Below are 13364 nucleotides of genomic sequence, written 5' to 3'. Positions count from 1 at the left end.
CGCTCGGTGGCATGCAGCTCTCGCCCTCGACCGACATCGCGCTGCGGGCCGTCATGCGGCTGGCCGCCGGTGACGATTCGGGTGGGCGGGTGACGACCGGGATCATCGCCCGGCAGGTCGGCGCGTCGCCGCGGCATACGTCCAAGGCCATCGCCCGGTTGGTGGCGATGGGGCTGGTCGAGGCCCAGCGCGGGCGGATGGGTGGGCTCACGCTCACCCGGGCCGGGCGCGAGATCGGGCTCGGCACGCTGGTGCGTGAGCTCGAGGGTGACCGCGAGGTGGTCGACTGCGACGGCGCGCATCCGTGCCCGCTGATCGCGGCGTGCCGGTTGCGCAAGCTCCTGGCCGAGGCGAAGGCGGCGTTCTACGTCGAACTCGACCGCTATGTCGTCGCCGACCTGGTGTCCGGTCCCGCCGGGCGTTTGCTGCAGCTGCTCGCGCACCCTGGCGCGGGCACCGGTAATTCCCAGGAGTGAACCATGAGCACATCCGTCCGTCGCGGCGCCCCCGAACTCACCCCGGCCCACGCCGACACCGTCCGCGCGACCCTGCCGCTGATCGGCGCGAACATCGACGCCATCACCCGCACGTTCTACGCGACCCTGTTCGAGCAGCACCCCGCGCTGCGACGCGACCTGTTCAACCGCGGCAACCAGGCCCAGGGCAGCCAGCAGCGCGCCCTGGCCGCCTCCATCGCGACCTTCGCCGGCTACCTGGTCGACCCCGAGCTGCCGCACCCCACCGCGCTGCTCGCCCGGATCGGCCACAAGCACGCCTCGCTGGGCATCACCGCCGACCAGTACCAGGTGGTGCACGACAACCTGTTCGCCGCGATCGTCGAGGTGCTCGGCGCCGACGTGGTCACCGCACCGGTCGCCGAGGCATGGGACGCCGTGTACTGGATGATGGCCGACGCGCTCATCGACCTGGAGAAGCAGCTCTACGTGGCCGCGGGCGTCGAACCGGGGGAGGTGTTCCGGAAGGTCCGGGTGACCGCGCGCGCCGACGACGCGGCGGACACCGCCGTCTTCACCGTCGCCGCCACCGATTCCGGACACCCGCTACCGGAGTTCCTTCCGGGGCAGTACATCTCGGTCGGCGTCCGGCTGTCCGACGGCGCGCGTCAGCTGCGGCAGTACAGCCTGGTCGACGCTCCCGGTGCTGGCCTGCTGGAATTCGCGGTCAAGCGGGTGCAGGCGGCGCCGGGCTGCCCGGCGGGGGAGGTGTCGAATCACCTGCACGACACTGTCTTCGCCGGTGACGAACTCGAGATCACCCTGCCCTTCGGCGATCTCACCGTCGACACCGATGCCGACACCCCGCTGGTACTGATCTCGGCGGGCATCGGCAGCACCCCGATGATCGGTGTGCTCGAACACCTCGCCGCGCGCACCCCGCACCGGCCCGTCCAGGTGCTGCACGCCGACCACGCCCCCGGCACCCATCCGCTGCGCGAGCGGATGCGCACACTGACGGACAGGCTGACCGCCGCGAGCCTCGAGCTCTGGTACGGCGAGCCCACCCCGGGCGCCCACACGGGCAGGCTCGACCTCACCGGGGTCGTCCTGGCACCCGACGCCGAGGTCTACCTGTGCGGCGCCACGGGCTTCCTCGACACCGCCCGCGCCCAGCTCGCCGCCGCGGGCGTGCCCGCCGAACGCGTGCACGTCGAACAGTTCACGCCCACCGATTGGCAGGCGCTGAGCTGCCCGGTCTGAGCCGCGGCGTGTCACCGGTCACGGCGGTAGCGATAGGGCATGATCGCCCGCTGTGACCACCAGCGACGAGCACGGACACCGCACCCTCATCCTCGACCCCGACCTCGGTCCGGTCGAATTCCACGCCGATCGGGTCAGCACCGTCGTCTCGATCTTCGGCACCGACGAGAACCGGCCGTGGCGAACGGACCGGGCCACCCCGAGCTGACCGGCACGACAGTGGCACGATAGGAATCATGGCGCGACTCGATTATCAGGCTCTCAACTCCACCATCCGCTACCTGATGTTCTCGGTGTTCCAGGTGCAGCCGGGCGTACTCGGCGAGGACCGTACCGCGGCGCTCGAGGAAGCGCGGGAGTTCTTCGACGGCCTCGCCGACAAGGGCGTGGTGCTGCGGGGCATCTACGACGTGGCGGGCATGCGCGCCGACGCGGACTTCATGCTGTGGACCCACGCCGAACGCGTCGAGGACCTGCAGGCGGCCTACGCCGACTTCCGCCGCACCACCGAGCTGGGCCGGGCCAGCGCGCCGGTGTGGAGCAATGTGGCCGTGCACCGGCCCGCCGAGTTCAACAAGAGCCACATCCCCGCCTTCCTGGCCGGGGAGGACGCGGGCAACTACATCTGCGTGTACCCGTTCGTGCGCTCCTACGAGTGGTACCTGCTGCCCGACGAGGAGCGGCGCAAGATGCTCGCCGACCATGGCAAGGCCGCGCGCGGCTACCCGGACGTGCGGGCCAACACGGTGAGCTCGATGGCCCTGGGCGACTACGAGTGGATCCTCGCCTTCGAGGCCCCCGAACTGCACCGCATCGTCGACCTCATGCGCGACCTGCGCGCCACCGAGGCCCGCCTGCACGTGCGCGAAGAGGTGCCGTTCTTCACCGGCCCGCGCGTCGAGGTCGAGAAGCTCGTCACCGCCCTGCCGTGAGCTGATCCACGACGAGGCCCGGTCGAGCTCGACCGGGCCTCGGTCGTGTCTATTCGCCCTTGGGCTGCAGGCGCAGGGCGATGGAGTTGATGCAGTAGCGCTGGTCGGTGGGGGTGGGGTAACCCTCGCCCTCGAAGACGTGGCCGAGGTGACTGTGGCAGTTCGCGCACAGCACCTCGACGCGGCGCATGCCGAGGGTGTCGTCCGGGCGCAGGATGACCGCGTCGGAGTCGGCGGGGTCGAAGAAGGACGGCCAGCCGCAGTGCGAGTCGAACTTCTCGGTGCTGCGGAACAGTTCGGCGTCACAGGCCCGGCAGGTGTAGACGCCCTCGGTCTTGGTGTCGGTGTATTCGCCGATGAACGGGCGTTCGGTGGCCGCCTCGCGCAGGACGGCGTATTCCTCCGGGTCCAGTTTCGCCCGCCACTGCTGCGGCGACAGCTGGATGCGCGGCGTGGGCAACGATGAGCTCATCACTCCACGCTAATGGTTTCCGTCGACGCGCGCCGCGAGGGCGACGGCACACCGGCGGCGAACGCTACTTCAGCGCGGGCTCGCGATCCTCGACCGGCTCCTCCGGGGCGACCTGGTCCTCGTCGTGGGCGGCGGCGCGCGCGGTGACCGCCGGGGTGGCGCCGCGGGGAGCGTTCGACAGCCAGACCGGGTCGATGCCGAACTGCAGCCTGCCCTCGCGGCGCGCGGCCAGGTAGCGGTCGCCCAGGACGCAGAACACCACGATCAGCAGCAGCCCCCAGCCGAAGGTCACCCGCAGGTATTCGAGGGTGCGCCCGACGCTCTGCCAGCGGTCCGAGAGCCACTTGTCGTAGGTCATGAACCCGAAGATCGCCAGCCAGGCGGGCCAGTTGCGCAGCACCGAATTGCGCAGCACCACCGACATCAGGAACGGGAACAGCATCATCGAGTAGTACATCTGGCCCAGCGAGAGCAGCAGGAACGACGCGGTGAGCAGCACCCCGGAGAACGTGGTGACGAAGAACAGCTCGTCGTGGCGGTAGTAGCGCCACAGCAGCCACAGCGTGACGGCCACGATCGCCGCCATCAGGCCCTGGGTGAGCAGGATCAGCCAGTGCGGCAGGCCGTAGTAGGCGCCGTTGCCGCCGATCGAGCTGTTGAAGTAGTCGCGGGTTTCCGCCAGATACGGCACCACCCGGGTGAAGAACTTCTCGGGATCCGCCGACAGTGGCCAGGCGATGGCCGTCAGTGCCACCGGCACACCGAGCGCGGTGATGAAGACCTTCCACTGCCCGCGTACCGCCGCGAGCAGCAGCAACGGCGCCAGCGTCGGTTTCACCGCGATGCTCAACCCGAGCGCTACACCCGCCCAGAGATCGCGGCGTTTGAGCAGCAGGTGCAGGAACACCAGTTCGGCCAGCAGCAGGCAGCCGTTGACATTGGTGAAGACCAGCGTGTTGGTCACCGTCTCGGAGGCGAACATCGCCAGCAGCAGCGCGGGCGCCGCGATCGAGCCGAGCCCGAACTTGAACAGGCGAAGCAGCAGGTACCAGGCGATCAGGATCGCGGCGGCGTTGAGCGCGATGAACAGCCAGCGCGACAGCTCGTACTCGATGACCGCCACCGGCGCGATCAGCAGCGTCCCGCTCGGATAGTAGAGATAGTGCGGGTCGACCGAGGAGAAGTCGGCGGTGTACAGGGGCCTGCCGTTGAGGAACTCGAACGACGCGTTGTAGACCGGCCGGTAGTCGTCGGTGATGAACCCGTTGATCGCCTTGATGAAGACACGGTTCAGCACCGTCATGACCGCGAAGGGCCAGAGTGCGAACTTGATCACCTCGGCGGAGGTGCGAGCGGTACGGGGCTCGAGCTGTCGGAACAACACTGGGGCACGGTACACCGAATCGCCGGGTGATGGTGTCGCCGGACCCGTCCGACGCGCCGAAACGCCGGGGTCAGCGCGTCGGTCAGGCCGGGCAGGCGCCGCCGTCGCCGGGCAGTTTCGCCTCCGCGAGATAGGCGTTGGCGGCCTTCTGCGCGCACCCGGAATGCGCGAGCACCGGATGGCCCCAGCCCTGCCAGGTCATGGTGGCGTGCCGGGCACCCGCGACACCGAGCGCGCCGGTGACCGAGGCCGCGGGCCCGCCGACGACCGGATCGGCCACCCCGGTGAACACCAGCACCGGCATGTCCAGCTTGCTGGGCAGCGGCGGCGCGGTGGAGACCGGCCAGGCCGAGCAGACCATGAGGCCGACGGCCGCGGTCGGACCGAACACGGGGTACTTGCTCGACCAGGTCTGCAGCAGTTCGCGGGCCTTGTCCGGGGTGGGGGACTGCTGGCTGTCGGTGCACCGGTTGACGAACTCGCCGTCGGAGTTGATCGCGGCCGTCTCGCGCGCGACCAGCGCGGACAGCGGGCCGCGGTCGCCCCGGTCGGCGGCGGCGAGGATGTCGGCCAGCGCGGTGACCCGGGTGGCCTGGTCGCCGCGCGGGCTGGACAAGAACCCGGTGAGCGCGGTGGACAGGTCGGCGGCGGAGATGTCCCCGAGCTCACCGGCGTTCGCCTTGGTCATCAGCGCGGTGACGCTCGCGCGCGGATCGGCGCCCAGCGCGCAGTTGGCGGCCTTGCAGCGCTGCGCGAACGCGGTGAGCGCGGCCTCGGCGCCGGTGACGCGGGCCTCGGTCATGGTGGTGGCGTCGGCGTTGACCGGTTCGGGGGCGTCGAGCACCAGGCGGGCCAGGTGATCGCCGTAGCGCCGTGCGTAGCTCAGCGCCACTTTCGAGCCGTTGCCGGTGCCGAGCAGATTGATCTTGTCGACCTGCCACTGCTTGCGCAGCTGCTCGATGTCGTCGGCGGCGTGCGGCGCGTCGAAGGTGCCCTCGTAGGGCTGCAGGAAATCGCGGCAGGCGATGGTGGCGTCCTGGCTGTACCCGGCCACCGCGCCGACCCGGTCGTCGCTGCCGACACCGAACTGGCCGAGATCGGTGAACACCGCGCGCAACTGCGCCGGAATGCAGTCGATGGGCTGGGAGGCGCCGATGCCGCGCCGGTCCACCGCGACGATGGGCTGGGCGGCCAGCAGCGCGCTGTCGGGGCCGATCGCGAGACCGGCCAGCGTCGAGGACGAGGAACGGTCCGAGCCGGAGGTGAGCACCAGCGGCGGGGCGTCGGCGGGGGTCTGCGGCAGCCGGGCGCGCAGCGCGCCGGTGCGGAAGGTGCCGATCACAGTGCCCGCGGTGTCGATCGGGGTGGAGAACTCCGCGCAGTCGAGCACCAGCCCGGCCGGGGCGGGACCGAAGTCGAGCGAGCCGAGGGTCGCGGCGGTGCAGTCACGCCAGGCCAGGTCGGTCTTGGGGACCTCGGCGGTGGCCGGTTCCGGTGCGACGGGTGCCTCGGTCTGCGCACCGCCGCCCGCGCCCGGACGTTCGACCGCGACGCCGGGCCGATCCGACGGGCCTGCCCCACATCCCGCGAGCATGATCGACAGTGTCGCGGCCGTCGCCGCGGCCCGAGTCCAGCGCATGGGCTACACACTGCCAGGTTCGGCGCCAGGTTTCATCGACGGGCCCATCGGGCCAGGACGGTGCCGTCCTCGGCGAGGACCAGTTGCTTGCGGGCCATCGGCTGATCGAAACCGCTCGCCGACAGCGAGATTCGCCCGCCCGCCCCGCCGACCAGCACCGGCGAGGTGCTCAGGCACAGCTCGTCGACCAGCCCCGCCTCGGCCAGCTGCCCGAACAGATGCGGTCCGCCCTCGCACAGCACCCGGTGCAGATCGCGCTCGGCGAGCACCCGGACCAGCGCCTGCGCGGTGATCGCCGCCTCGCCTGCCACCACCACCTCGGCGCCCGCGTCGCGCAGCGCGGCGAGCCGGTCGGCCCCGGCGTGGGCGGTGGTGATGATCAGCGGCGCGGTCTCGGCGTCGGTGAACAGCTTCGCCGCGGGGTCCAGGCGCGCGCTCGCGGTGACCACCGCGACCGGCGGCGGGGACCCGTCGGCACTGCCCCCGATCCCGTGCTGGAAATGGGTCCGCCGCCGCTGCGGATCGGGGTGCGCGCCGCCATAGTTCTCCGCGCGCACGGTGCCCGCGCCGACCAGGATCACCTCGGCCAGTTCGCGCAGGATGTGGAACACCCGGTGATCGGCGTCGGTGCCCAGCCCCTTGGACACGCCGTCGACCGCGAAGGCCCCGTCGATGCTGCTCACGAAGTTGGCCCGCACCCACGGACCGGCCAGCTGGCGCGGGTATGCGTAACACCTGGCCAGTGCGTCGTCGTCGAGGTCTGCGAGCTGGGTCACATTGTGGATACGCTGCATAGGGTCCGATGCAACCACGTCCGTACGATTTGTCCATGCAAGAACGCCTCGTCGATCGCCATCCGGAGGTCCCGGCCGACCAGCTCGTCGCCCAGATGGTGCCTCCGCCCATGTTCGACGAGGTCAGCTTCGCCTCCTACATTCCCGACCCCAAGGAACCGAGCCAGGCCGCCGCGGTCCGCAAGGCCGAGGAATTCGCCGGTCAGGTGAACAAGATCCACAAGGCCGCCTCCAAGAAGAGCCTGTTCGGCAAGAAGAAGGCGATCTCGGGCGCCGGGCTGTACCTCGACGGCGGTTTCGGTGTCGGCAAGACCCACCTGCTCGCCTCGATCTTCCACAGCGCGCCCGCGCCCAAGTCCTTCGGCACCTTCGGCGAGCTGACCAACCTGGTCGGCGCGCTGGGCTTCGTCAACGCCGTCGAGCGCCTCTCCGCCAACAGCCTGCTGTGCATCGACGAGTTCGAGCTCGACGACCCGGGCGACACGACCATGGTCTCGCGCCTGCTCACCGAGCTGTCCGCCGCCGGTGTGTCGATCGCCGCCACCTCCAACACTCTGCCCAGCCAGCTCGGCGAAGGCCGCTTCGCCGCCCAGGACTTCCTGCGCGAGATCAAGAAGCTGGGTTCGATCTTCGAGCCGGTGCGCGTCGACGGTCCCGACTACCGCCACCGCGACCTGCCGCCCGCTCCCGAGCCGACCTCCCCGGACGTGCTGGCCGAACGGGCCGCCGCCACACCGGGTTCCACGCTCGACGACTACGACTCGCTGCTCAAGCACCTGAGCACGCTGCACCCGTCGAAGTACGGCGCGCTGATCACCGGAGTGAGCTCGGTGTTCATCTCCGGCGTGCACCCGGTGACCGACCAGGCCGTCGCGCTGCGCATCGTCGTGCTGGCCGACCGCCTCTACGACGCGAGCATCCCGGTGACGGTCTCCGGCGCCAAGCTCGACGAGATCTTCTCCCAGGAGATGCTCGACGGCGGCTACCGCAAGAAGTACCTGCGCGCCATCTCGCGGCTGCTGGCGCTGTCGCGATTCGAGGCCGCCGCCGCGTGATCGTCGGTGCCCGGGTGTAGCTTCTGGGCATGCTGACAGTGCCCCGAGTCCGTGCCGTGCGTGCGAGCCTGTCCGTCGCGACCGCCGTGGCCCTGCTCATCGGCCCGGCCGCCGGGCAGGTGCTCGCCGCGCCCGCACCGGCCGAGGAGAACACCGCCGCCGTCCGGTTGCTCGGGCTCTCCGGCGTGCCCAATGCCAGGGATGCGGGCGGCTATCGCACCGTCGACGGCCGGTGGGTGCGCACCGGGCTGGTCTTCCGCTCCGGCGCGCTGGACAAGGCCGCCCCGGACGATCTGGCGCGGCTCACCGCGCTGGGCGTCACCGTCGTCGACGACCTGCGCACCGGCTACGAACGCTCGCTGGCCCCCGACAAGCTGCCCGTGGGCGCGACCGGGCACTCCTACGACGTCATCGGCCAGGCACCGCCACTGATCCTGGCGGGCGCCCTGTTCGGCGGGGAGGGCATGTACCGGGCCTTCATCACCGCGCCCGGCGCCGACGAGGCGTTCGCGGCGGTCCTGCGCGGCATCATCGCCGCCGAGGGCGGGGTGCTCTACCACTGCAGCGCGGGCAAGGACCGCACCGGCTGGACCTCGGCGGTGCTGCTGAGCCTGCTCGGCGTGGACCGCGCGACCGTCACCGCCGACTTCCTGCTGTCCAACACCTACCGCAACGCCGTCCCCGGTGACCCGCTCAACGGCGTGCAGGGCGAATGGCTCGACGCGGCCTTCGACCAGGTGAACCGCTCCTACGGCAGCTTCGACGCCTACGTGCGCGACGGCCTCGGCCTGACCCCGTCCGAGATCACCGCGCTGCGTACGAAACTGCTCGCCTGAGGCTCACAGCTCGCGTTCGAAGACGAAATCGTCGTGCAGCTGGTTGCCGACGAGGAAGGTCTTGGTGCCCACCCGGGTGAAACCGTGCTTGGCGTAGAACCTCTGCGCGCGCTCGTTGGCCTGGTTGACCCCCAGCCACAGCGCCTGCGCGCCCGCCTCGCGCGCGACCGCGACCACCGCCGTCATCAGCGCCGCGGCCACCCCGCTGCCGTGATGGCCGGGCAGCACGTACATCTTGCTCACTTCCACCACCGTGCCGGGACGGACCAGCGCGTCCACCTCCGGGTCGGCCGGGCGTCCGGCGACGAGCATCGCGTAGCCGACGATCTCGTCACCCTCGACCGCCTTGAGCACCGTCCGGTCCGGATCCGAGAGGTATTCGCCGAAGCGCTCGCCGGAGAGCACCTGCTCGAGGAAGATCTCGATGTCGCCCGGGCTGGCCTCCGGCGGGCAGGCCAGCGGAAAGGTCGCCGCGGCCACGTCACTGAGCGCTTCGGCGTCCCAGAGCCCGGCCCGATCGACGACGACGGAACTGTTGGTCATCAATCCAGTACAGCACGGGTCGAGTAATCTCTCGGCCATGACGAGCGGTAGCCGCATCGGGATCGTCGGTGCGGGAGTGGCGGGTTTGGCCTGCGCGAAGGTTTTGAGCCAGGCGGGTTTCCCGGTCGAGGTCTACGACCGGGCGCCCGATGTCGGCGGTGTGTGGAGCGCCACACGCCGCTATCCGGGGCTGAGCGCGCACAACAGCAAGTACACCGGTCAGTTCAGCGACCACCCCATGCCGGAGGACTATCCGCGCTGGCCCGACGCCCAGCAGATGCAGGCCTATCTGGCCGGGTACGCGCAGCATTTCGGGCTGTCCGACGCCTTACGCCTGGGCACCCAGGTGGTGGCGGCCGACCCGGTCGACAGCGGCTGGCTGCTCGAGATCCGCGACCGCGACGGGGTGCACCACACCTCCTGCGATCACCTGATCGTCGCCAACGGCGTGCACAGCGACCCGGTGCTGCCCACGCTCCCCGGTGAGGCCGCCTTCCGCGCCGCCGGGGGACAGCTGGGCCACGTCTCGCAGTTCCGTGACGCCGAGCAGGCGCGCGACCGGTCGGTGGTCGTCATCGGGTACGGCAAGTCGGCCTGGGACGTCGCCGAGGCCGTCAGCCACTTCGCCGACGAGACCACCGTGGTGGCCCGCAGGCTCTCCTGGAAGATGCCGCGCACCTTCGGCGCCGGCATCGACTACGAACGCCTGCTGCTGACCCGGGCGGGCGAGGCGCACTTCCGCTCCCGCCTCCCGCACCGGGCCGAACGCCTGCTCGACCGGCTCGCCCTGCGCCAGACCAATATGGACCTGCTGCAGGAGCGGGTCATCCGCAAGCTGCGGCTGCGCGAGCTGGGCCTCGAGCCCGAGGGCTCGATCACCGATATCGCCACCAGCAGCGCGAGCCTGGCCACGGAGGGCTTCATCGACCAGGTCGAGGCGGGCCGCATCCAGGTCTGCCGCGACACCGAGGTCACCGAACTCATCGGCGGTCAGCACGGACCCGCGGTCCGCCTCGCCGACGGCAGCGTGCGGCTGGCCGAGCTCGTCGTCTGCGCGACCGGCTACAAGCAGGAGGTGCCCTTCCTCACCCCCTTCGTGCGGCGCGCGCTCACCGACGACGCGGGCGACTTCCGGCTCTTCCGCAACATCCTGCCCGTGGACGTCCCGAACCTGACCTTCGCCGGCTACAACAGCTCGAACCTGAGCGCGCTGGGCGCCGAGGTCGGCGCGCACTGGATCGCCGGCCTGCTCACCGGCAAATTCGTGCCGCCCATGCCGGAGCTGATGAACTCAGAGATCGACGAGCAGCTGGCCTGGTCACGCGAGCGCACCGACGGCAGGCACGCGCACGGCGCCTCGGTGAGCCCGTTCTCACTGGCGGCCATCGACGAGATGCTCGAGGACCTGGGCCGGACACTGCCGTGGAGCACCCGGGTGGGCCAGTGGCTGCGCCCGGCGCGGCCCGCGTCCTACCGGGGTGTGCTGCGTGGTCCGGTCGTCCCCGTGGCCGCGGCGCCCGCGCCGGCCGCGGTCACCGAGGGATAGCGCCCGACACGCCGGTTCGTGGTCGCGCAACGCCGCGAGGCGATACCGGCAATGGTGATAATCCTCGCGTGGATGCGCTGGATCTGAACCTGTTGCTCGCGCTGGACGCGCTGCTCGACACCAACAGCGTGACCGAGGCCGCCCGGCGGCTGCAGACCTCCACCTCGGCGATGAGCCGCACCCTGACCCGGTTGCGCGCCGTGCTCGACGACCCGCTGCTGGTGCGTTCCGGCCGGGCCCTGGTGCCCACACCGCGCGCGCTGGAGCTGCGCCACGATGTCGCGCACCTGGTCGAGCAGGCACGCGCGTTGCTCACCGCGCGCGAGGGCGGCGGGCCGGGCAGGCACCGCGACTTCGTCGTCCGGGTGGGGGACGCGGTGGCGGCGCGGCTGTCCGGGCCGCTGCTGGCCGCGGTGCGGGCCGAACTGCCCGGCGCGAGTGTGCGGTTCCTGGCCGCCGATCCCGCCGACGGGTCCGTCGCACTGCGGGACGGACGCGTCGACGTCGAGGTCGGCATGCTCGGGCGCACCGACCCGGAAACGGTGGTGCAGCGCCTGTTCGCCGATCGCTGGATCGGGGTGGCCGCCGCGCGTCACCCGTTCGCCGCGACCCGACCCACCGTCGCCGCCTACGCCTCCGCGCTGCACCTGGAGGTCTCGGCGACCGGCCGCACCCACAGCCCGATCGACGACCGCCTGGCCCTGCACGGCCGCACCCGGCGGGTCATCGCGACCGTGCCCGATCTGTCCACCGCGCTGTTCACCGTCACCACGACCGAACTGGTCTGTCCCGCACCGGAACTGCTGACCGCACCCGCCTGCGCGGCACTGGGCGCGACCGTGTTCGACATCCCGCTGCCACTGCCCGACCCCGTCGTGGCCATGGCCTGGCATCCGCGCAATACCGCCGACGCGGGCCACCGCGCGCTGCGCGAGCTCATCGCCGAGGTCCTCGCTACGCGCGCACCCACCGTCGAATTGGTCGCGCCGCCGGTCGAACTCGTCGCCGCGCGCGCCGAACCGGCCTCGGCCTAACTCTCGGGCGTCGGCGGCCCGAACACGTCCCGCCGCCCCGGCGGCAGCCCCGCCGACCGCTTCAGCTCGTCGAGCATGGCCTGCAGCTTGTCCACGTGCGCGCGTTCGATGTCGAATGCGCGGAACGTACCCGTCACCGTGATCCCCGCCGCGTCGGTGGCCGTGGGCGGCGCCGGATCGGTGGGCGCGGTGAGATCGCGATCCTTGGGCAGACCGATGGTGGGCGGATCGTATTCCACCGGCGGGGTGGTGAGCTCGGGGGCCGGGCTCGGGTTCGTCGGGGGAGTAGGCGCGTTCTGTTGTCCGGCGGCGTCGCCCGCGCCGGTGGACGTTGCCGTCGATACGTCCTGGAGCGGCGCGAGCCGAGCGGGAGGATTCGCGGCGGGGGAGCTCACCGATGCGTCGGCCGCCGCCGCGTTGGTCGGCTGGGGCGTGATCAGCCGCTGCGTGCCGGTGCCCGGTTCGTCGGGAAGGGCGGCGAAGGGAGCCGTCGAATCCGGGGCCTGGGTGACGGACGGCTCGGGCGCCGGGTGCCGGTTCGGTGCCGTGTCGAGCCGGTCCGGTACCTCCGTCGCGGTAAGTGGCGTGGTCAGGCGGTCGCGCGGTGTGAAGTCATCGAAGAGAGAATCGGCACGACGCGCCGAATCGGTGGTGAAGCCATTGCGCACGTGCCCATTTCGCGGCGCGACCGGTTCCGTGGTGGCGGTCTCCTCGGCGAAGGACCAATGGAACCCGTTGGCGGTGCCGCCATGATCGGAGTGCTCGCTACGATCCCCGGCAGTCAACCCGGCGGCACGCGGGTCCCCCGCGATGGGGCCGACACCATCGCGAGTGTCCGCCGAGAAATCGCCGCTGCTCTCGAGCGCTCCCGTCGTCGCCGATTCGTCCCGGGTGAACGCGGTGTCCGTCGGGTCCGGGACAGCCGACCGATCCGGGCTGACGGAACGGTCCAGGCCATTGGAATGGGCCGGGCTGTCGGTACGAACCCGGCTGTCGGAACTGGCCGGGCTGTCGGAGCGACCCAGCCCGTCGGTAGGGGCCAGGCTGTCGGAACTGCCCGACCCCTCGGAACGAGCCCGGCCGCGGGAACCGGCCAGGCTTTCGGAATGAGCCGGGCCGCCGGAATGAGCCAGCCCGTCCGTACGGGCCAGGCTGTCGGAACCGGCGAGGCCGTTGGAACCGGCCAGGCCGTTGGAACCGGCCAGGCTGTCGGAGCCGGCCAGGCTGTTGGAATGAGTCGGGCCGCCGGATTGAGCCAGCCCGTCGGTACGGGTCGGGCTGTCGGAACCGGCGAGGCCGTTGGAACCGGCCAGGTCGTTGGAACCGGCCAGGCTGTCGGAGCCGGCCAGGCTGTTGGAATGAGTCGGGCCGCCGGATTGAGCCAGCCCGTCGGTACGGGTCGGGCTGTCGG

Annotated in this window: 13 protein-coding genes and 1 pseudogene; 8 read left to right on the top strand and 6 right to left on the bottom strand. The window is 71.1% G+C overall.

From position 1 onward, the window contains the following. Positions 1-11 precede the first annotated feature (11 nt). The 4 genes from ACFC06_RS07840 to hemQ are packed head-to-tail and all read left to right on the top strand — an operon-like array spanning position 12 to position 2650. Positions 12-476 (top strand): RrF2 family transcriptional regulator, encoded by a 465-nt coding sequence (locus ACFC06_RS07840; protein ID WP_375928971.1) that lies wholly within the window; start codon positions 12-14, stop codon positions 474-476. A 3-nt stretch (positions 477-479) separates the two neighbouring features. Continuing rightward, positions 480-1718: a globin domain-containing protein gene (locus ACFC06_RS07835; RefSeq protein WP_375928969.1), complete on the top strand. Its 1239-nt coding sequence runs from the start codon at positions 480-482 to the stop codon at positions 1716-1718. A 52-nt stretch (positions 1719-1770) separates the two neighbouring features. Beyond that, positions 1771-1926, top strand: a complete 156-nt coding sequence (locus tag ACFC06_RS07830) for a hypothetical protein (RefSeq protein WP_278264119.1) — start codon at positions 1771-1773, stop codon at positions 1924-1926. 28 nt (positions 1927-1954) lie between these two features. Continuing rightward, a complete protein-coding gene (hemQ, locus tag ACFC06_RS07825; RefSeq protein ID WP_375928967.1) occupies positions 1955-2650 on the top strand; it encodes a hydrogen peroxide-dependent heme synthase in 696 nt (231 codons plus the stop codon). A 49-nt stretch (positions 2651-2699) separates the two neighbouring features. On the opposite strand, the gene msrB is transcribed toward hemQ, so the two are convergent. The 4 genes from msrB to ACFC06_RS07805 all read right to left on the bottom strand — a co-directional run bounded on the left by msrB (position 2700) and on the right by ACFC06_RS07805 (position 6939). After that, positions 2700-3122 carry a peptide-methionine (R)-S-oxide reductase MsrB gene (msrB, locus tag ACFC06_RS07820; protein WP_375928965.1) on the bottom strand — a complete coding sequence of 141 codons (423 nt, stop codon included), beginning with the start codon at positions 3120-3122 and terminating at the stop codon, positions 2700-2702. 64 nt (positions 3123-3186) lie between these two features. After that, the gene (locus ACFC06_RS07815; protein ID WP_375928963.1) at positions 3187-4506 is read right to left on the bottom strand and encodes a glycosyltransferase family 87 protein; all 1320 of its coding nucleotides are present in this window, start codon (positions 4504-4506) and stop codon (positions 3187-3189) included. An 82-nt stretch (positions 4507-4588) separates the two neighbouring features. Beyond that, entirely contained in the window at positions 4589-6145 is a 1557-nt protein-coding gene (locus tag ACFC06_RS07810) for an alpha/beta hydrolase (protein WP_375928961.1), read from the bottom strand. 32 nt (positions 6146-6177) lie between these two features. Then, positions 6178-6939, bottom strand: a complete 762-nt coding sequence (locus ACFC06_RS07805; RefSeq protein WP_375928959.1) for a pyrimidine reductase family protein — start codon at positions 6937-6939, stop codon at positions 6178-6180. A 35-nt stretch (positions 6940-6974) separates the two neighbouring features. Between ACFC06_RS07805 and zapE the strand changes: the two genes are divergently transcribed. Then, positions 6975-7994: a cell division protein ZapE gene (zapE, locus tag ACFC06_RS07800; protein WP_375928957.1), complete on the top strand. Its 1020-nt coding sequence runs from the start codon at positions 6975-6977 to the stop codon at positions 7992-7994. A 29-nt stretch (positions 7995-8023) separates the two neighbouring features. Then, positions 8024-8830 carry a tyrosine-protein phosphatase gene (locus tag ACFC06_RS07795; protein ID WP_375928955.1) on the top strand — a complete coding sequence of 269 codons (807 nt, stop codon included), beginning with the start codon at positions 8024-8026 and terminating at the stop codon, positions 8828-8830. Positions 8831-8833: 3 nt separating this feature from the next. On the opposite strand, the gene ACFC06_RS07790 is transcribed toward ACFC06_RS07795, so the two are convergent. Beyond that, positions 8834-9373: a GNAT family N-acetyltransferase gene (locus ACFC06_RS07790; protein WP_375928953.1), complete on the bottom strand. Its 540-nt coding sequence runs from the start codon at positions 9371-9373 to the stop codon at positions 8834-8836. A gap of 37 nt (positions 9374-9410) precedes the next feature. Here ACFC06_RS07790 and ACFC06_RS07785 point away from each other — a divergent pair, with 37 nt between their 5' ends. Together ACFC06_RS07785 and ACFC06_RS07780 are read left to right on the top strand one after the other, a co-directional pair. Then, entirely contained in the window at positions 9411-10919 is a 1509-nt protein-coding gene (locus tag ACFC06_RS07785) for a flavin-containing monooxygenase (RefSeq protein ID WP_375928951.1), read from the top strand. A gap of 68 nt (positions 10920-10987) precedes the next feature. Then, complete coding sequence (locus tag ACFC06_RS07780; RefSeq protein WP_375928949.1) at positions 10988-11953, top strand: LysR family transcriptional regulator; 966 nt, start codon at positions 10988-10990, stop codon at positions 11951-11953. Here ACFC06_RS07780 and ACFC06_RS07775 read toward each other — a convergent pair. Next, positions 11950-13364 (bottom strand): annotated as a pseudogene (locus ACFC06_RS07775) (hypothetical protein); the annotation flags it as partial. The gene ACFC06_RS07780 and the pseudogene ACFC06_RS07775 sit on opposite strands and share 4 nt — an antisense overlap.

Origin of the sequence: Nocardia sp. NPDC056064, from assembly GCF_042266925.1 — a bacterium.
Classification (GTDB): Bacteria; Actinomycetota; Actinomycetes; order Mycobacteriales; family Mycobacteriaceae; genus Nocardia.
Note: the sequence above shows the minus strand (reverse complement) of the source record. Positions and strands in the feature narration are given on the sequence as shown.